Below are 18,474 nucleotides of genomic sequence, written 5' to 3' on the forward strand. Positions count from 1 at the left end.
ACGTCTTTCGCCAGAACGGTGGAGACCTTCTCCTTTGTCACGTCTTTGCCGGACGAGGGGGAGGGGAGGGGGCGGTCCTTGCTGTCGAGATCGCGCCGCACCATCCGCAGCATCGGTTCACCGCCCGGCCGAGGCAGCAATTCCAGCGCATAGCCAGGAAGTCCATTTTCCTGCGCGATCTTGCCCATCTCGAATTTGAAGCGGCGATAGTCGCCTTCCGCACCAGATTTCTCAAAAAGCGTGGGCATCGAAATGGCAAAACCATCTGCGCCGGCACCGCCCGCATGCTTGCGCGCGACGCGGTATAGCCAGCGTTCACGCCCTCCAGTCAGTGAAAAATAGGCCGGATCGATGGCCAGTACCCCGCCCTCCATCAGGACGCCGTCGTAAAACCAGCGAGCAAGCGTGATTCGCATACCGCGAACGTGACCGTTCTTATCCTTTAGCTGGCTATAGCTGTCGATCCAGGAAAAGGTGGTTTCCACCGCATCGCCCGATCGGATATTGGTTTTAACCGTCGTCGATTGAAGTCGGTCCAGCGCGTTGCCCAGAAGATCATAAGCACGACCGCCGACATCTCGTTTGAGCGTCGTCAGCATGTCGTAGGGAACAATGTTCAGCGTTTGCGGAATATCGTTGGTCCCACGCCGCTTATGTTCAATCAAAACCGAGGCGCAATAGATGAGAATGTCGAGGTCGTAGATCGTCGCCAAACCATATTCGGAATTGGCACTGACATGCACAGTGATCTTCCGATCGGGACTGACATAATCGATGGGCTTCAGGCGCTTTCGTTTGGATAGCGAGAAGAAGGGGCGTTCCATCGTCTCGCGCTGATCGCGCAACGGCAATGTCGTCAGCTGAGGCAGAAACAGGTCAACCTGGCTATCGTATCTGGCATCCTTCTTCGAGGGCATGATTGATCCTGGATCGGGCCTTCAGGTAAAACAGGTTTTACCTGACCGTAAGAGTATGTTTTAAAACAATAATATCAGCGTGACGTGAACTTTGCAGCTTCTATGACCGGGCGCAGGGCGGCCAATATCTCTTCCACATCGACGGATTTTCTTGGGTTGATGGTCAAGGTGATGCCCTTGGCTCTGCTGTCAGCTACGATCTGGCCGATTTCATCGCCATCTGCGGTGGCGAGGCTAGGGCGGTGCCTTGGGACCGCCTTTCGCGCGGGTCTTCCATGGGCGGAAGACAGGCGTTGTACGATCTGCGGCCCCTCGATGGGCGATTGGCCAGCGGCTGCTCGTAGGGCCTGCTCGTCGGCGATCGCCAGAGCTTCGGAGACGATTGCGTCTCGCAGATCGGGTTGCTTGAGGAGCGGGGAGAGTTTCATCCCATGCCGGACCTTGAGATCAGCCATGCTGGCAAAAGCGCGAACGACCTCTTCGGGCAGTTCGGCCAGCTGCAACAGATTGTGCAGGTTCTGCTTCCCGATGGCGAGCCGTTCGGCCATATGTGCGCGCACACCATGATAATAGGCGTCGACGGCATGCTGATAATTGCGCGCCCGCTCCAGATCGGTGACATCCTCCCGTTCGCGATTTTCAATGTCGGCGAGGCGGAACGCCCCTTCGTCGTCCAGCGTCTCGATCCGCGCGATGAGGTCGATCTGGGCATGATGATGCGCGCGTAGCCATGACACGGAGAAATGGCGCCGAGTGCCGACGATCAGTTCATAGGGTTTGGCGCCATCTGGCGTCCGGCGGATGACGACCGGCTCACGGTTTCCATTTTCCTCCCGGATCGAATCGATCAACGAAGCGCAGCGCTCGGAATTCAGGCTCGCATAATCGCGCGCGTTACCCGGCCAGATCGTGCATTCCTCAGGCTTGATCCGGATCGTGGGGCGTTTGACCGCCCGGGCGATCTCGTCGAACGCCACACCGCGTCGTTCGAGAAAAGAAGGCGTGGCGGATGCCTCGGGCTTGCCCGGCGCGACAGGAACGGCCGTGTCTTCGGCAACCTGGGCGTCCTGTTCGGGGCCGGGTTGCACGAGATCCAGCGAATCAATGGCGTTGGCCAGAAGGCTGCGCCGCCGCGCTCCTGCATTCTTGCTCATGCCGCCTCCGTCAGCCTGTCGGTGCCCAGCTGCGAAAGGCGTGAGGGCCACTGCTTGCAAATGTCTTTCTCAAGCTCGCGGAACACCGCGTTCAGGTTGTCGCGGCAGCGCGTGTAGGTCTGGTGCGATCCGTAGGGCTTGTTGATTTCGTAGATGGACGACATGGCGATGCCGGCATTTTTGATTTCCTCGGACAGGAGAACAGGGGTCGACAGCATCTGCCCGGCATAGGTTTTCTCCATAACCTGCAGCATCTGCGCCTCGTTTGTCCGGTTAGGCTGGAACATCGTGCATACGACTTTGATGAATCCATAGTCGATCGAGGCGTCGAATTTCGACACGAGGCTCATCGCTTCCCTGCAGGTCTGCATGAAATGGATGGTCGAAAGATAATCGAGCTGACGCGCTGGCACCGGAATGAGCAGGCCATCGGCGGCGCTCAGCGTGTTCACCCCCAGAAAGCCCATGGCTGGCGGTGGATCGAGGATGATAACATCATAATCCTGGCGAACTTCTTCCAGACCGATCCGCAACATTCGGAACGCGCCGGCGATCGCATCGGGGCCTTCCTCGATCGTCGCGGTGAGTTCCCATTCGGTATCCTGAAGGCCAAGATTGGCAGGGCAGATATCGATATTGGGCCAAGCGGTGCGTTTGATCGTTTTGCGGAACGAGTCGGCCTCGTCGATCCGGGGGGACAGATAGTTGGACAAGGTGTGGGTTTCGTCGATCAACTCTTCCAGATTGACGTCGAACATGACGCTCATCGATGCCTGGGGGTCGCAATCGACCACCAGAACGCGATAGCCGCGAAGAGCCAGATAGTCGGCCAGATGTTTGGACGTAGTCGATTTACTGACGCCGCCCTTGAAATTTTGGACCGCGATGACGACGGCCCGCTCATCGGGCAGCTTGCCGGCCTTGATCCCGAGCGCCTCGCGGATCGCGATCAAATCCTCGACCGTGTAGTAGCGTCGCCCATTATTGGCGGTCTTGGGGGAGGGAAGGCGCCCACGCGCTTCCGCCTTGGCCAGCGCTTCGGGCGTACGACCTAGAAATTCGGCCGCCACCGAAGCTCCCATGGTGATGGTTAGGGTCTTGCGTTCGGAAGGATCGATCGCGGCGCGGCGCAAAACGCTCTTGGCGTTCTCACACGACGTGATCATGGTGTCCAAAATCTGGCCGGACAACATCAACGAATCCCCTTACCGCGTCCCTCGACTCAGGCGGTTCGTCAAAAATGGCCGAATTTCGCCCTCTATCCCGGACATATATGCCAAACATGGGGTAGTTAGTCAAACGTTACGCGTTTGAGCGGCACGGGCGGACATCGATGGGCTGCCATGCTGTGTCCGGGACATGTGAGACGCCCGCTTTGCCGGTCGGATATCTGACAGATAGGATCGGACGAAGGCCCCACCCTTAGGCGGCATTGCCGTAAGCCACACGCTGTCTCCGCCACGATAAGCGTCGCACGTGTCGCATTCGCTGTCTCTTTCGACAGGGATGCCGATCGTTGAGACGACAAGCCCGGGGCAGAACCATTGGCCAACGGCTCTTTTTACCGAAGTGCTTTCTCTACCGCCGGTTCCAGCACCTCGACGATCCGCCGAACACCGGCCTCGTTAGGGTGAATGCCATCGGACAGCAGCAGCGACCGGTCGCCGATTACCCCATCGAGCATGAACGGATATAGGGAAGCGTCATATTTGCGCGCCAGATCGGGAAAGATGGGGTTGAAAGCGGCGGCATAGTCTGGCCCCATATTGGGCGATGCGACCATGCCGGTCATCAGTACGGCTATGCCTCGATTCTTTGTCTCTGCAAGAATCGCGTCCAGATTGGCCCGACTTTCCGTCGGAGACAGTCCGCGCAGCATGTCGTTACCGCCAAGGCCGATCAGCATGAGATCAGGCTTGCGGGGAAGACCGTCCAACGTAAAAGCCAACCGCGCGCGCCCCGCAGCGGTGGTGTCGCCGGATACGCCCGCATTCACGACCCGTGCCTTGATGCCTTTGCGGGCCAACGCCTGTTCCATCGTCGGGGCAAGGCCCTTCCCCTGGTCCAGATTATAGCCCGCATACAAGCTGTCGCCGAAAGCAACGACCAGCTTTTCGTCCTTTGCAGGGTCTACTACCCGAGCAGCGTCATCCTTCGCCGCATTCCCCGTCGGCGGGGGAGGGGGCACCGCCTGCTGGGAACAACCTACGGCCAGATGGACAATCAGCGCCAGCGCCCCATATTGTAGAAATCTGCCCGCCAAGGAGCGCTCCTTCTTCATGCCTTCGACCGTCGATGCGGCCACTATCGCGATCCGCGCGCGCAATGTCACTCTCCAGCTTGGAACGCGCGACGCGCCCGTGCCGATCCTCAAAGGCATCGACCTTGTCGTCCCCCAGGGCGAAAGCGTCGCAATCCTCGGTGCGTCGGGGTCGGGCAAAAGTTCGCTGATGGCGGTACTCTGCGGCCTCGAACGCGCCAGCGGCGGGAACGTCGAGGTAGGTGGCGTCGATTTCGGCTCGCTGGGCGAAGACGATCTAGCGCGCGCGCGGCGGGGCCGCATCGGCATCGTCCTGCAAAGTTTCCATCTCCTGCCGACCATGACCGCGCTTGAAAATGTCGCGGTGCCGCTCGAGCTGGCGGGGAGGGACGATCCGTTTACTGTCGCGGCGGATGAATTGCGCGCTGTCGGGCTCGGCCACCGGATCGACCATTATCCCGCGCAGCTTTCGGGCGGCGAGCAGCAACGCGTTGCGATCGCGCGCGCCATGGCGCCACGCCCCGGCCTTCTGTTCGCAGACGAACCCACCGGCAATCTGGACGCGGCAACGGGCGCCTCGATTATGGAGTTGCTATTCGACCGCAGATCCGCAGCCGGCGCAACCTTGATCGTCATCACCCACGACCCGTCGCTTGCGCAGCGGTGCGCTCGCGTCATCGAGATGCGCGACGGGCGGATTCTGTCGGATCGCGACGCGTGAGCGGCCTTGGTTGGGCGATGAGCTGGCGCATCGCCCGCCGTGACCTGCATGTCGGGTTTCGCGGGCTGCGCCTGCTTTTTCTCTGCCTGTTTCTAGGCGTGGCCGCACTGGCCGCGATCGGCAGCTTGACCGCTGCGATCACGCAAGAGCTTTCGAACCGGGGCCGCGTCATCCTGGGCGGAGATATCGAGGTCGGCATGACCCAGCGGGAAGCCGGCCTTGGCGACCGGGAGGCCTTCCGCCAGCTCGGAACGCTTAGTCAAACTATCCGCCTGCGCGCCATGGCGCAGCGTGCAGGCGATACAAGGGAACGCGCGCCCGCCGCCGTGCTGACCGAACTCAAGGGCGTCGATACCGCCTACCCGCTCTACGGCGCACTGAAGTTGCGCAATGGCCGCTATCATCCGTTGAATAAGGGCGAAATACTGGTCAGTCCGGCCCTGGCCGAGCGGCTCGGCCTGCGACCGGGCGACGCGCTGCGCTATGGCAGCGTCGATTTCCGCGTCGCGGGGGTCATCGCCGACGAACCCGACCGGCTGGAGGAGGGCTTTACTTTGGGACCGGTCGCTATCGTGTCTCTCAACGGTCTGCGACGTACCGGCCTTATCCAGCCAGGAAGCCTCTACAGCAGCAAATACCGCATCCGCCTAGACCCACGCTACGACGCCGCCGCTGTCCGCAAGGATTGGGAAAAGGCGCGGGCGGGGGAGGGGTGGACGTTCAAGGATCGGCTGACGGCCGCGCCGGGCGCAAGCCGCTTCATCGAACGCATGGGCCAATTTCTCTCCCTGATCGGTCTGGCCGCTCTGGTGATCGCGGGGATCGGCGTCAGCAACGGTGTCGCATCCTATCTGGCAGGCAAACGTGCCGGCATCGCAACGTTGAAGGTGCTGGGCGCCTCCTCTGCCGATATTGCGCGCATCTACCGAATGCAGGTGGGTGCGGTCGCGGCGCTCGGCATCGGCGCGGGTCTTGTGTTCGGCGCTGCATTGCCGCCGATGGTGGTTGCGCTGGCGGGTGACGCGCTGCCGGTCCAGCCGGGCTTCCGCCTTCATCCCGTCCCGCTTGCCATCAGCGCCGCCTATGGGCTTCTCATCGCCATTCTCTTTACAGTGCCGCCGCTCGCACGCGCCCGGGTTCAACCGGCCGCCGAGCTTTTCCGCGGCATGGTGGAACGCACGGCGCGGCTCGACCCCCGCTCGCTCCTTGCGATGGGGCTTACCGTCGGGGCATTGCTGGCGCTCGCGCTCGGCACGGCGTCAGAGCCGCTCTTCGCGGCCACGGTGCTGGGCGCGGTCGCGGCCGTGCTGTTGCTCCTGCTGGCCCTTGGCGTTCTGGTGCGCTGGGCCGCGCGCCGCCTGCCGCCCGTCCGCCGCCCGCTGCTGCGTATCGCCATCGCCAATCTTCATCGCCCAGGGTCGCAAACCGCCGCTTTGATCGTCGCGCTCGGCCTTGCTTTGACGCTTTTCGTTACATTGGCCGGGATCGAAACCAGTCTCGACGCTGAAATCCGACAGGTCGTACCGAAAAAGGCGCCGGCGCAGATTGTGCTGGATATCCCCGCGCCGCAGCGGGACCGCTTCCGCACCATCGTGGCGCGGCAGGCCCCTGATGCACAGCTCAATATTGTGCCGGTCTTGCGCGGCACGATCACGGCCTATGGGCGGCAGCAAGTCGCCGATCTCCCCTCCCTGCCCGAAGGGGCCTGGTTCCTGCGCGGCGAGCGGGGCGTGACCTATAGCGCCACCCTGCCCGAAGGGAGCGATCTCGTAGCAGGGAGATGGTGGCCCCGCAATTATCACGGTCCGCCGCTCGTCTCGCTCGACGCCAAGGCCGCCGAAACGCTCGGCATCGGTGTGGGTGACACGCTGACCGTCGCCATCCTCGGGCGAGAGATCGAGGCGCGCATCGCCTCGCTCCGTCGCGTCAACTGGGATACGATGGGCTTCAACTATATCCTGGTCTTCCCGCCGTCGACGCTTGAGGCGGCACCGCATAGCCTTGCTGCCACAATCACCATGGATGCGCGTCGCAATAGCGACATGACTGAGGCGTTGCTGGCGGCTTTCCCCGGCGTTTCGGTCATTGCAGTCGGCGATGTCATCGACCAAGTGGGCACGATCCTCACTCAGATGTCGCGCGCCATAATGGTGGCGGCCTCCGTCGCCATAATGGCAGGTATCGCGGTGCTTGTCGGCGCGATTGCGGCAGCCCGGCAGGCCCGCGCCTACGATAGCGTCATCCTCAAGACACTGGGCGCGACCCGCCTCCAACTGCTGGGCGGGCAGGCTCTCGAATATGGCTTGCTTGCCGCCATTCTGGCAGGGGTGGCGCTGGCGCTGGGTTGTGCGGCAGCGTGGTTCGTCGTCGTGCAGCTGTTCGAATTCAGCTGGTTGCCCGACTGGGGCATCGTGCTTGCGACTCTTGGCGGCGGCGCGCTCTTGACGCTTGGCATCGGGCTTGTCGGGTCGATCCCGTTACTCTCGCTACGCCCGTCACGCGCGCTGCGACAATTGTGATCCACGATAGCTTAGCGAAAGTCTTGAGGGATAAGGCGGTAGGCCGCGTATCCCTGCAATGACACCGAATGACAGCTTCTGTCGCGCCCCGCTTGAGCGCAGACATTTCCTCACCCTGGGCGGAACCCTTGCCGGAAGCCTGGGCGTCGGCACCTTGTTTCCGGCTTGGGCGCGAAGCGGTACGCCCGGGGTGGTTCATGCCAGCAACGATACCCTTGTTCTGACAGGCACTTCCATAGCGCTTCAGGTTGCCGAGAGCCATTTTTCGACCGGCGGGCGCTCTGGTCATGCGGTAACTGTCAACGGCACGTTGCCCGCGCCGCTTCTGCGTCTGCGGGAAGGCGATACAGTGCGCATCGCTGTCACCAACCGTCTGAAGGAGCAGACGTCGATCCACTGGCATGGGCTGCTGGTACCCTTCCAGATGGATGGAGTACCGGGCGTAAGCTTCCCTGGCATCGATCCCGGCGAGACATTCGTCTATGAGTTCCCGCTTACCCATTCCGGCACCTTCTGGTACCACTCGCACTCCGGCATGCAGGAGGCGGAAGGGCTGTTCGGACCGATCGTGATCGACCCTGTCGGTGCCGATCTGGTCGCTTGCGATCGCGAGCATGTGCTGCTTCTTTCGGACTGGAGCCCGATCCATCCGCACGAGCAGATGCGCCGCCTGAAGATGATGGGCGGTTACTTCAACCGGCAGCGCCAGACGCTTGAAGGACTGCTGGCAGGCAAGGACCAGTCGCTGGCCGACCGCCTTGCCTGGGGAAAGATGCGCATGGACGCGACCGACATCTCGGACGTGACCGGATCGACTTACAGCTTCCTCGTCAACGGCCACGGTAATGACGAGAACTGGACCGGGCTTTTTTTACCGGGCGAGACAGTGCGTCTGCGCGTCATCAATGCATCTTCGATGACCAATTTCAACTTCCGCATTCCCGGCCTGCCGCTGACCGTGGTGGCAGCTGACGGCAATCCCGTGCAACCGGTAGAGATTGACGAGGTGCAGATCGCGATTGCCGAAACCTACGACTTCATCGTCCATCCTGGAGCGGTGGAACGCTACGGCATGATCGCAGAGGCCATCGACCGCTCCGGGCTCGTTCGCGCGACACTGGCGCAGCGTCCGGGGCTTGTCGGTGAAATACCCACGCTGCGGGAGCGTCCGGTCCTCACCATGCGCGACATGGGTATGGCTATGAGCGGCATGGACATGGGCGAGGGCGGCGTGATCGATCTTAGCAAGCCTGCCAACAGTTCGATGAGCGGCCACTCGATGTCGATGCGCGATCCCTCCCTTGCACCCGGCGTAAAGATGGGCCCGGGCGTTGCGACTCTTTCGCCGATGCCGGTGGACAGGCTTGCCGACCGCCCGACCGGGTTGGAAACGGTCGATCACCGCGTGCTGACTTATGCGGATTTGCGATCGCGTGATGCCAATCCCGATCCGCGTGCGCCGAGCCGCCAGATCGATGTGCACCTGACCGCGGCAATGGAACGGTACATGTGGAGCATGGACGGCAAAGCGATGTCGGAGAACCCGACTCCGATCCCTTTCCGCTTAGGCGAGCGCGTGCGCGTCAACCTCATCAACGACACGATGATGCCGCATCCGATCCACATCCATGGTCACTTCTTCGAACTGGTCAGTGGCGAGCCGGGCCATCGCGCTCGTAAACATACTGTCAACGTGCTGCCGGGCGGCAAGGCCTCCTTCGATATAACCGCCGACGCCGAGGGCGACTGGGCGTTCCATTGTCACATGCTGCTTCATATGCACGCTGGGATGATGCGCGTTGTCACGGTGCGTCGGGAAGAAGAAGCTTGATGCCCCGGCTCTTCCCGATCCTTGCCGTCCTGTTGCTCACCGCTTGGCCGCTTACCGTCCAGGGGCAGGAGGCAGACACTCAAGAGCATGGCGAGAGGGATAAGGGGGCCATGGACCATGCGCAGATGGACATGTCTGGCATGGGGGTGGGCGGGCAAGGCATGCAGGGCATGGATCACTTCCACCATGCCAAGCCCGTAAGCACTGGTAACGATGAGCCCGGCGATGCTCCGCCGCCGCCGGTGCCGATTGACTTTCCAGCCGAACGGTTTTTCTCGCCCGATCGCATGGCCGCCGCGCGCGCCGCAATGCTGACGGAGATGACGTTTACCACCTTTGCGCTTCAGGTGGATCAGTTGGAATTTCGTACCGGCAAGAGCGGTGCGGGTTTCGGGTGGGAAGGTCAGGCTTGGTATGGCGGGGATATCGACCGAGTTATACTCGCCAGCGAGGGAGAGGGGACGTTCGGCGAGAGGGCGGAACGCATTGAGGTCAATGCCTACTGGCGCCATGCCATCGACCCGTGGTTCAATCTACAACTTGGCATCCGACAGGATTTTCGCCCCGATCCACAGCGTACTTATGCACTGGTGGGTATTGAGGGGTTGGCACCTTACTGGTTTGAGTTGCAAGGCCAATTGCTTGTCTCGAACAAAGGCGACCTTCATGCGCGGGGCAAGGCGGCCTATACGCAACGCATTACCCAATCTCTCCTGATCGAGCCCGAGGCGGAGGTGGATTTCGCGTTTCAGGACGTACCGGCGCTGAGCATCGAGGCAGGCTTTGAACGCCTCGAACTGGGAGCCCGTCTTCGCTACGAGCGTAACCGATCGCTGGCCCCCTATGTGGGCGTCCATTGGGAGCGCAAGCTTGGACCAACGGCCTATCTCGCCCGCGCCGCGGGGGCGGGTTTGTCCGGTGTGTCGACCGTCTTCGGCGTGCGCGCGATGTTCTGATTTTCCCTGAGCTGCATAATCGGAAAGAGGGTGAAACGCAGTCCTCTTCAGGCAGGCAGTTCACCGCCTTGATTGCCTTTACACCAATTCAGCGTTCAACTGGGGAAAACCAGAGTTTGCAGCATCTCTCGGCAAGGCGACCGATACCTATACCGATTGCTCGTCGCCGGCGACACCGCACTTATGCCCCGCATCAAGGCTAAGATGGTTTAGCCGTCGACCCATTGCGCAAGCCAGTCCGCCAGTGCCTGCGGCGTCATGTGGCGCGCGTCCGCCAGCGCGAACAGGCGCTCCTTGTTAAGGAGTTTGCCGCTCCGCGCGTCGATGACCAACAGTGCGGGAACGCCTTGCAGCTTCTCGACGCCGTAGGCCTGAAATATCTGCTGATTCTTGTTGAATCGTCCCACGTCGACCGTCACCACCTCATAGTGACGTTGTAGAAAGGCTTTCAACTCCGGCAACTCTAATACGCCCGCCAATATCCGACAATCGGCGCACCAATTCCCGCCCAGGTCAATCAGCAGCCGTTTCCCCTTTGCTTTTGCACGCGCTTTGGCGGCAGCGACCTGCTTGGGGGCGTCAGCCGTTTCGTCATAGGGGAGCGGCAGCGGCTGTTTGAGACTGTCGAGGCTCGATACGGACAGGCGGGGCGCGCGCGCAGCCAAAGCCGGCAGCGGCGCGAGAAGCGATAACAGGACGGAGAGGCGCAAGACTGTGGAAAATGACATCGACGGCTCCGAAATGCTGAGGTTTTGAGAAAAGGCGGTTGGCGTCATTGCAGGACCGGATAGCCCCTGTCGGCCGCGCGTTGTTCGATCGTACAGATGGCCGTATAGTCTTCCCAGCCCAGCGCAGAAAAGCCATTGATGCCCAGCGTATCGAAGCTGGCCTGCCCCGCCGGATCCATGCTGGTATGGCGCAGCGCGTCCAATAGCGGCTCGGCATGGTCGGCTTGGGCCGCTGACAGGATGAACGGCAGGCCGGGCACGGCCTCCGTCCAGGACAGCACGCGAAGGCGGCAGGCCTCTTCTGGCGAGTGCGTCCGCAAATGGGCCAGTGTAACGCAGTCGATCGCCGCGACGTCAATCGCGCCCGCCAACAGTGCGGCAAAGCTATTGACGTGCGATCCGGTGATCTGCACCGACGCGAAGAATGGAGCACCATTGGCATGCGGCGCCACCGCGTCACGCAAAAGGTTCATGCCACTGTTCGACCGCCTGTCGTTGATGCCAACGCGCCGCCCTTTGAGGGCAGGGATATCATCTGCCGCATCGTCCTGACGGACCAGAATGGCGGCGCGATGATAAGGGCCGCTGCATCCTTCTGCGGCATAATGGGGGGTCGCCAGCAAGGTGACATGACCCCTTAGTTCGCGCATCAGCGGATAGCCACAGGTCTGCGCCAGCAGCAAGTCCGGCGATCGCCACAGCGCATGCAGATCCATGTCCCGCGTCAAGTCCGCTGGAACAGCCTGGACGCCGTCGGCCCGAAGATAGTCTGCGATCACGCGCCACATTTCGTCATTGGCTGCATGCAACCAAGGTAGATCATACATGCCAAGCGACGCGATCAAACCCTATTGCCCTGTCCGCGAAAAGCAGGATGCACAATGCCGTCGTTCGGTGTCCACGCAAAGCGGCGGACGACATCGGCGTAGCTTTCATAGACGGGCGCATGTGCAAACAGATGCTCGTGCCGCCGCAGATAAGCAGGCAGACGATACCAAGGCAGATCGGGACGCGCGTGATGCACCGCATGCAGATTATTGTTGAGGAATAATAGCCCGAACAGGCCACCCCGGCGCACGATCACTGCGCGTCGGCCGGCATCCGCATCGGCCCGATGCTCTGCAAAGGAGCGCAGCAAGGTCATCGCCGTGCCCGGATAGATGAAGGCGAGCGCATAGGCGCTGATCGTCAGATGCACATGGTGGAGCCACCAAAGAACGGGGAAAATTGCGAGCATATGCGGCGCCCAATCTCGCGCCCAGGCCAGCGGATAGCGCCATCCCCGGGCAGCCTCATCGAACAGGAACGTCATGATGCGGATAGGGGGACCGAGGGCGAGACGGGCGATCAAGCATCCCTCCGACGTCGCCAAACGCGCTCGCCAACCATGCGCTTGGCTAACATAATGGCTTTCCGGATCGTCCAGAGGATGTGTGATATGTTCCGCGCGGTGGTGTGCAAGATGCGAGCGACGATAAATGGAAAAGGGCAGCCATAAGGATAAGGAAACCACGCCCAGCATCCCATTGACCCTATCCGATCCAGTCGGATGCCCGTGAATGATCTCATGTTGCAACGATCCATGCCACGTGACGATCATGCCGCCGATGAGCGCCAACAGCCAAAAGGGCAAGCTGGCGTGAACCGCCGTGACGAACAACCAGGACGCATAGACGCCAATCACCAGCAACAATGTAGGCCACGAGATATGTGCGCGTTGTGCGTCAACATCGATGCTGCGACGTGAAGCGAAATCATCAGACACGAGAGCGAATCCTCATCATTCGACCATTATCTATCAAAATGGTAGATAATCAAGAAAGATGAAGTTTGGCGTGACGATAGCTGGATTATGTCTTGGCTTCTGTTCGTTTCATTCCGTCCAAAGGCCAGACGCATTCGAGCCGGGCTCACTGTCGAGCGGCTGGCGTTATGCCCATCATCCTGCGGAGAATCGCCTCATTTTTGTGGATTGAATAGCTCCTCGCCCGTCATCACCACCGGCTCGCCGGTCATAGCTATCGTCGCCGATGACCGGGTTTCTTACTTATCTTTGCCATGAATTGAGTTTATCAGCCTCGATACTTCGAGCAGTCCATTAATGACGATGGCGACGGTATGGATCGGTCAAAGGAGAAGCGCGCCGGTGAGATCGCCGGGCGGCGTCCCGCCCGCGGCAATCATCGCGCGTTCACGTTCGACGAGGCCCGGTAGGGTTTCCAATTCGAACCTGCGCGTGAGAAAGCGGGCGATCGAACCTGTGTCGTAGATGTGGTGGTCGACATGCGCCTTCCTCGCATGGGGCGAGACGATCAATGCCGGGATGCGTGTGCCCGGCCCCCAGCGATCGCCCTTCGGCGGGGCTACATGATCCCACCAACCGCCATTTTCGTCGAAAGTGATGACCACTAGCATCTTCTCCCACTGCGGGGAGCGTCGCAGGGTATCGACAACCACTGCGATGTGACGGTCACCGGCATCGACGTCGGAATAGCCGGCGTGCATGTTGAGGTCGCCCTGCGGTTTGTAGAAACTTACTGCGGGGAGTTTGCCTTTCTCTGTATCGGCCAGAAACCGGTTGGTGCGTGCCGTGTCACCGGTGCCGCCGTCGCGTAGGCGACGCGCGCGATCGGCGGTGCCCGGCGCGAAGCACGCGAAATAATTGAAGGGCTGATGGTGCGGCTGAAAGTTGGGACTTGAGGGAAAGTCCCGGCTGTCGCCACGCCCTTTGAGCGCAGCGTCCCAACCGCCGGCATACCAAGCCCAATCTACCCCCCGCGCGGTCAGACGGTCGCCGATCGTCGCATGCGTTTGTGGCGGGACAGTAAGCGGGCTCGTCGCCAGCGAATGCCCGGGTCGCTCGGGATCGGGCTGATAGCTTGGCATATAAGGCGGGAGCATAGTGTTTACGGTATAGAAATCGGGCGTGATCGTATCGGACATGAACCGCACTGGTCCGTCCATCGCGCTCACCGGGGTGCCCGGTTTTGGGAGTGGGCGCAATTGACCAGCAAACTTGGGATCGAACCGAACGATCTTGTCCTTGGCCGGCCCTCTGTCGGCATTGGGGTAGAAGGGCGGTCGCGCGGCGACGAGATACTGGTGGTTGAGGAATGAGCCTCCGAACGCGCCCATGAAAAAATTGTCGCACAGCGTGAACTCGCGCGCGATTTGCCACAAGCGCAGGTTCGCGCTGCCGTCTGCGTAGTGTCCCATCACCAGCGCGCCGCTGTCGCCCCATGCAACGAAGCCATCGTTCCTGCCGCCGTTGATCTGGAGCTGATTGTTGTAGAAAGCGTGCACGAGGTCGCGGGTGACAATGCCGTGGGGCAGGGGGGCTCCCTCGGGCGTGAGGAGAGGAAAGGGGCCGTTGGGAAGCTGCGGCAGGTCGCCCGGACCGATCAGGAACTCGCGGTGCTCGACGATTTGTTTGACCGGCACAAGGCCTTCCCAGATCGGCGGAAGCTGAGGGAGGATCGCGCCATCGCGGTCGCGCTGTCGGGTGCGTTCGGCGGGCACCTTTTCAAGCGGCTCTGCAAGTCCCGGAAAGCCTGCGAACAGATTGTTGAAACTGCGGTTCTCGGCATAGATCACCACCACCGTGTCGATCGCTTCACGGAGATTGCTGTCCGCCCTGGCGGATGACGAAGTGGCGAGCGCGGGAGTCTCAGTTACAGTCGCGGCCATGCCGACAGCGGCCAGCCCTGTCAGCAGCGTGCGGCGGTTGACTTTCGCAATGCGATCGCCGGTTTTGCTCTTGTCGGTCATATATCCTGCTTTCTGTCAGAAGGTTGACGGTCAGGCAGCCTTGCCAGTCCGCAATGAGAGCGGCGTACCCTTTCGGTGAATATGCGATTGAGCGATGCCTTGATGACCCGAGGTGGCACCGTGATGACATCCGCGTCGATCTTCTCGCATTCAAGCATGTGCGTGATCTATGCCTCATCGCGTCTCGTCGCACGCAACTGTTGTCTGATCGCACTTGACCGGACTGCGCCAGACAGGCGTTGACAATTCGATCCGACGGCTGGTCTTGCCCGCGGATAAGCCAAGCATTGGAATCATTCCTTTGACCTTCTTTAGTGGCTATGCACCAGACCTATTCAGTAGCCGCATTGTCCCGCCAACCTGCGACCTCCTGTGGACAGCATAAGGGTAGTGCGAGGCTGCGGCGCTTACTGGGTCAGAATTGGATCAGACGTTATCATAGGATGTCAGACTGCAACCTTGGCGGGTCATGAGTATCAAGGAACCCATGTTCAGTTTCCCGCATTCATACATGACGCATCGCCGCACGGGACGAGGAAAGGGCTGGCTATGGCGACGCACATATTGAACATGGACCGGCGCGCGATCCTCACGGCGGCGGCCCTTCTACCCCTGGCAGGCTGCGCGACGCCGATGAGGCGCTATACCGTCGAGGATGCAGTTCGGCGCCTGCTCCAGCTTTCGACGGAGCGGGCATTTGCACGTCTGACCGAGCCGGGCGGCTTTTATGACGATCAACTGACTCGTATCGTCCCGCCGGATTTCGCCGGTAAAGGAGCAAGCGCGGTTCTCGCGGCGGTGCTGCGGACGCGTGCGGTTCGGGACAGGCTGGCTTTCGCATTGAACGCGGTGGCGGTCGATCTTGCTGACAACGCAATGCCGCTGGTCATGGATGCCATACGCAGGATGACGCTCGTCGATGCTATCTCTATTCTGCGAGGTGGCCCCACCGCCGCCACAGATCTTCTTGTGCGAGAAGCGCGCGGTTCGGTCGTTGAAGCGCTGTTGCCCGGCGTGTCGCGGAGCATCCGGTCGGACTTGGTGGAGATGGCGTCTGCGGCCTTGGCGGCGTCCGCAGGTGTCGACTATTCCTCTATGGTCGATAATGTGACGGGTCAGATCGGCGATGCCATTTTCCGGGCGATTGGCCGCGAGGAAGCAGAGATTCGTCGCAATCCCAGAGCGCTGGGAGATCCGGCGCTCGCCCCTTTGCTCAACGGGTCTTGATTTCCCACCCGTGGCATGGTGTCGGCTGTCGCATGGAAAAGAAAAGCGCATATGTCGATGGTATCCCATGGGATCAGCCCGCCACTATGATCGACCTCGATGGCAAACCGCCTCTGATCGGGACGATCCGCGATTGCGCGGTTCATTATGGTCTGTTCAAGCCCGAGGCACGCGCCAATGCTCGTGTTCTACTCACTAAACCGATTCATCGAGAAGGGCGTCAGACGCGGACATGGCTACTGGAACCGGTCGAAATCGCGGCTTTGAGCGACCGTCTTCGACGCGAGACAAATTGAGCGCCCAGCGCTTGATCGGTTGTTCATGTGAAAAGGTCACCCTGTATGTCGCTGCTTTTCGTCGGCAATGTCGGATGAACGACCTGTAGAAGCGCGCGCGCCTGGCCTGCCAGAGTGTAAACGGCCTGGCGTTGGGCGCCGCGGTTTAGATGATCGACGCGATAGCCCTGATAATGGCGCTTGAGCAAACCCGCCTTTACCAACTCGGAGGCGGCGCGACTTAGGTTCGATTTTCCTGAGGCACGAACCCGCGCATGAACTTCTTCCCTAATTTTGAGGTCGTCATGGATCCGATCGCCTGTCAATCCGCCAGCCTGGGCAATTTCTTCCCTAACCTTTTCCATAAGCGCAATCCGCCGCGGATCACGATGCCCCATGGGCGTAAGGGAATCGCAAAGCCAGTCTCGCAAAGGCACGAGAGCATCACCCACCCTGACAAGAGGTCCAGCACTCCCGTTTGGCTTCGCAACATCCGCCAGAAGCGTCAGCAGCATGAACGCATAGCGGGGGCGGGTGCAGCAGCGCGCCAGTTGATCCAGCAACTGCGAAAGGTCGCCTGCACCGACAATTCGGGTAGGAAGGGATCGATGAAACATATCGTGAATCAAGCACAGGGAGGAGTCGCTGTGAATCCCCTTTGTACCTCGCGCTGACATTTTGTCGCCCATGACACTTTGCCAGCGGGCAAAGTGTCATAAGTGAAACTTCACTGGCACTGCCGCTTGGTGACCGCTGTGAACCTTACCGGGACTGCCGGAGGCTCTAACTCGTGAGAGGAAGGGTCTACGATGAGCAAGACGAAGAACAAGTTCGCCCCTGAGGTTTGAGTAGCCCATAGGTTTCTGGACGCCTTCGATCCTATTTTGAGGACAGGAGGCAACGATGGGGAAGCCCGATTTCAGCGATGGGTTCAAGCGCGATGCGGGCAAGGATGCCAAGATCCGTTAACTAGAGCGCGAGCTGGCCCGGGTGCGCAAAGCCCGTGGCAGCGTGGCTCGAATTAAAACACCAGGGCTTCGAAGTGCTACCACGCCGATGGGTTGTCGAACGGACTTTCGCCTGGCTGGGCCGCTGCCGACGGCTTGCCAAGGACTGGGAAAAGTCCATCGCATCTTCAACCGCCTAGGCACTGATCGCTTCAATCCGAATGCTTACGCGCAGAACCGCAAGATATTGCTGGAACTGAGAAACTTCCGAATCAGGCACTTAGGCGACAATCCTCAGCGGATCCGATCCGAGGCCGCGTTCGCTAAGCTATGCGGCGTGTGCCCCGTGCCGGCATCAAGCGGCAAGACCAACCGTCATCGGCTCAACCGCGGTGGCAAGCGACGGGCGAATGCGGCTCTGTACCGCGTCGCCTTGGTTCTTATGCGCCACCATCCGCCGACCCGCGAATATATCCAGCGCCGAACCGCCGAAGGAAAGTCACCTCGCGACATCCGCCGGTGCCTCAAGCAATATATCGCCCGCGAAATCTACGAACACCTCTGCATTGAAAAGCGGACCCCTACAGCCGCGAAAGATTCTTGACCAACATAGGAGCATCAATGCCTTGGCCGAGCCGATCAATGGCCTTTATAAGACTGAGATCATCTGACGGCGGCGACCCTAGCGATCATTCGAAGCCGTTGAATACGCCGCGCTCGAATGGCTAGAGTGCTTCAACAACGAGCGCTTGCTCGCGGCCATCGGCAATATCCCGCCCGCCGAGGCCCGAGGAGCACTACTACGCAATGCTGGATGACATGCCAATGGCAGCATAGCTCAAGCTGAATGGCTTCCGGCAGTCTCGGTGCCGCTCACTACTCATCATCGCGCCTTGCCCAAAAAGCCATTTTCAAAAAACTGCAATTTCGCTGTTGACCGACTCGATTGGTGTCCGTAGAGGGCTTTTCACCGGACGGGACGCTGCCTTGAACGAGGCGCTGATCGGACGGTCGCCACCATTTATGGGACACTCTCCCTCGGAAGCATTTTTCGAGGAAGAATGACTGTCCCCCAAAAGGTGTCGGTTCTTTGACATTGTTGATTGATGAAGGGACATGTGGGCGGCGGCTCGGTTTGTCTGGCGACATAGGCGCTGGATGGATCGTAAAA

The 18,474-nt window shown here is 60.6% G+C and carries 15 protein-coding genes and 4 pseudogenes; 10 read left to right on the forward strand and 9 right to left on the reverse strand.

From position 1 onward, the window contains the following. From DI606_RS16150 to DI606_RS16165, 4 genes are all read right to left on the reverse strand, one after another. The coding region (locus tag DI606_RS16150; protein ID WP_293984836.1) for a replication initiator protein A at nucleotides 1-917 on the reverse strand (917 nt) is incomplete at its 3' end. A gap of 74 nt (nucleotides 918-991) precedes the next feature. Further along, nucleotides 992-2,071 carry a ParB/RepB/Spo0J family partition protein gene (locus tag DI606_RS16155; RefSeq protein ID WP_293984837.1) on the reverse strand — a complete coding sequence of 360 codons (1,080 nt, stop codon included), beginning with the start codon at nucleotides 2,069-2,071 and terminating at the stop codon, nucleotides 992-994. Then, nucleotides 2,068-3,264, reverse strand: a complete 1,197-nt coding sequence (locus tag DI606_RS16160) for an AAA family ATPase (protein WP_293984858.1) — start codon at nucleotides 3,262-3,264, stop codon at nucleotides 2,068-2,070. Before DI606_RS16160 ends, DI606_RS16155 begins: the two co-directional genes overlap by 4 nt. 368 nt (nucleotides 3,265-3,632) lie before the next feature. Beyond that, entirely contained in the window at nucleotides 3,633-4,352 is a 720-nt protein-coding gene (locus DI606_RS16165) for an arylesterase (protein ID WP_293984839.1), read from the reverse strand. Between DI606_RS16165 and DI606_RS16170 the strand changes: the two genes are divergently transcribed. The 5 genes and pseudogenes from DI606_RS16170 to DI606_RS16190 form a co-directional block, all read left to right on the forward strand. Then, on the forward strand, nucleotides 4,351-5,052 hold the full coding sequence (locus DI606_RS16170; RefSeq protein ID WP_293984841.1) for an ABC transporter ATP-binding protein: 702 nt from the start codon (nucleotides 4,351-4,353) through the stop codon (nucleotides 5,050-5,052). The two genes, DI606_RS16165 and DI606_RS16170, sit on opposite strands and share 2 nt — an antisense overlap. After that, entirely contained in the window at nucleotides 5,049-7,571 is a 2,523-nt protein-coding gene (locus DI606_RS16175) for an ABC transporter permease (protein ID WP_293984843.1), read from the forward strand. The genes DI606_RS16170 and DI606_RS16175 overlap by 4 nt, the downstream gene beginning before the upstream one ends. A 58-nt stretch (nucleotides 7,572-7,629) precedes the next feature. Next, the gene (locus tag DI606_RS16180) at nucleotides 7,630-9,402 is read left to right on the forward strand and encodes a copper resistance system multicopper oxidase (RefSeq protein ID WP_293984845.1); all 1,773 of its coding nucleotides are present in this window, start codon (nucleotides 7,630-7,632) and stop codon (nucleotides 9,400-9,402) included. Between the two features lie 110 nt (nucleotides 9,403-9,512). Continuing rightward, nucleotides 9,513-10,358 (forward strand): copper resistance protein B, encoded by an 846-nt coding sequence (locus DI606_RS16185; protein ID WP_293984847.1) that lies wholly within the window; start codon nucleotides 9,513-9,515, stop codon nucleotides 10,356-10,358. Nucleotides 10,359-10,460: 102 nt separating this feature from the next. After that, nucleotides 10,461-10,559 (forward strand): annotated as a pseudogene (locus DI606_RS16190) (IS110 family transposase); the annotation flags it as partial. A gap of 8 nt (nucleotides 10,560-10,567) precedes the next feature. On the opposite strand, the gene DI606_RS16195 reads toward DI606_RS16190, so the two are convergent. From DI606_RS16195 to acpA, 4 genes are all read right to left on the reverse strand, one after another. Then, nucleotides 10,568-11,086, reverse strand: a complete 519-nt coding sequence (locus tag DI606_RS16195) for a thioredoxin family protein (protein WP_293984849.1) — start codon at nucleotides 11,084-11,086, stop codon at nucleotides 10,568-10,570. A gap of 44 nt (nucleotides 11,087-11,130) precedes the next feature. Next, on the reverse strand, nucleotides 11,131-11,931 hold the full coding sequence (locus tag DI606_RS16200; protein ID WP_293984851.1) for a PhnD/SsuA/transferrin family substrate-binding protein: 801 nt from the start codon (nucleotides 11,929-11,931) through the stop codon (nucleotides 11,131-11,133). Then, entirely contained in the window at nucleotides 11,928-12,851 is a 924-nt protein-coding gene (locus DI606_RS16205; RefSeq protein ID WP_367119486.1) for a fatty acid desaturase, read from the reverse strand. Before DI606_RS16205 ends, DI606_RS16200 begins: the two co-directional genes overlap by 4 nt. A 362-nt stretch (nucleotides 12,852-13,213) precedes the next feature. Then, on the reverse strand, nucleotides 13,214-14,854 hold the full coding sequence (gene acpA / locus DI606_RS16210) for an acid phosphatase (RefSeq protein WP_293984852.1): 1,641 nt from the start codon (nucleotides 14,852-14,854) through the stop codon (nucleotides 13,214-13,216). A 549-nt stretch (nucleotides 14,855-15,403) separates the two neighbouring features. On the opposite strand from acpA, the gene DI606_RS16215 reads away from it, so the two are divergent. Beyond that, nucleotides 15,404-16,081 (forward strand): DUF4197 domain-containing protein, encoded by a 678-nt coding sequence (locus tag DI606_RS16215; protein WP_293984854.1) that lies wholly within the window; start codon nucleotides 15,404-15,406, stop codon nucleotides 16,079-16,081. A 32-nt stretch (nucleotides 16,082-16,113) separates the two neighbouring features. Beyond that, a complete protein-coding gene (locus tag DI606_RS16220) occupies nucleotides 16,114-16,377 on the forward strand; it encodes a hypothetical protein (RefSeq protein WP_293984856.1) in 264 nt (87 codons plus the stop codon). A 23-nt stretch (nucleotides 16,378-16,400) separates the two neighbouring features. Here the strand turns inward: DI606_RS16220 and DI606_RS16225 are convergent, their stop codons facing one another. Continuing rightward, nucleotides 16,401-16,973, reverse strand: a complete 573-nt coding sequence (locus DI606_RS16225) for a hypothetical protein (RefSeq protein ID WP_293984862.1) — start codon at nucleotides 16,971-16,973, stop codon at nucleotides 16,401-16,403. Nucleotides 16,974-17,386: 413 nt separating this feature from the next. Here DI606_RS16225 and DI606_RS16230 point away from each other — a divergent pair. The 3 pseudogenes from DI606_RS16230 to DI606_RS16240 all read left to right on the forward strand — a co-directional run. Further along, nucleotides 17,387-17,503 (forward strand): annotated as a pseudogene (locus DI606_RS16230) (transposase); the annotation flags it as partial. 98 nt (nucleotides 17,504-17,601) lie between these two features. Beyond that, nucleotides 17,602-17,907 (forward strand): annotated as a pseudogene (locus tag DI606_RS16235) (transposase); the annotation flags it as partial. A 16-nt stretch (nucleotides 17,908-17,923) separates the two neighbouring features. Continuing rightward, a pseudogene (locus tag DI606_RS16240) lies at nucleotides 17,924-18,140 on the forward strand (IS3 family transposase); the annotation flags it as partial. Between the last annotated feature and the right edge of the window lie 334 nt (nucleotides 18,141-18,474).

It is taken from the genome of Sphingobium sp., from assembly GCF_003248505.1.
Classification (GTDB): domain Bacteria; phylum Pseudomonadota; class Alphaproteobacteria; order Sphingomonadales; family Sphingomonadaceae; genus Sphingobium.

Excerpts from the sequence above, each read along its gene's own strand:
- DI606_RS16215 (WP_293984854.1), top strand. The coding sequence starts at position 15,404 with ATGGCGACGCACATATTGAACATGGACCGGCGCGCGATCCTCACGGCG.
- DI606_RS16155 (WP_293984837.1), bottom strand. The coding sequence starts at position 2,071 with ATGAGCAAGAATGCAGGAGCGCGGCGGCGCAGCCTTCTGGCCAACGCC.
- DI606_RS16195 (WP_293984849.1), bottom strand. The coding sequence starts at position 11,086 with ATGTCATTTTCCACAGTCTTGCGCCTCTCCGTCCTGTTATCGCTTCTC.
- DI606_RS16185 (WP_293984847.1), top strand. The coding sequence starts at position 9,513 with ATGGACCATGCGCAGATGGACATGTCTGGCATGGGGGTGGGCGGGCAA.
- DI606_RS16225 (WP_293984862.1), bottom strand. The coding sequence starts at position 16,973 with ATGTTTCATCGATCCCTTCCTACCCGAATTGTCGGTGCAGGCGACCTT.
- DI606_RS16160 (WP_293984858.1), bottom strand. The coding sequence starts at position 3,264 with ATGTTGTCCGGCCAGATTTTGGACACCATGATCACGTCGTGTGAGAAC.
- DI606_RS16165 (WP_293984839.1), bottom strand. The coding sequence starts at position 4,352 with ATGAAGAAGGAGCGCTCCTTGGCGGGCAGATTTCTACAATATGGGGCG.
- DI606_RS16220 (WP_293984856.1), top strand. The coding sequence starts at position 16,114 with ATGGAAAAGAAAAGCGCATATGTCGATGGTATCCCATGGGATCAGCCC.
- acpA (WP_293984852.1), bottom strand. The coding sequence starts at position 14,854 with ATGACCGACAAGAGCAAAACCGGCGATCGCATTGCGAAAGTCAACCGC.
- DI606_RS16170 (WP_293984841.1), top strand. The coding sequence starts at position 4,351 with ATGCCTTCGACCGTCGATGCGGCCACTATCGCGATCCGCGCGCGCAAT.
- DI606_RS16180 (WP_293984845.1), top strand. The coding sequence starts at position 7,630 with ATGACACCGAATGACAGCTTCTGTCGCGCCCCGCTTGAGCGCAGACAT.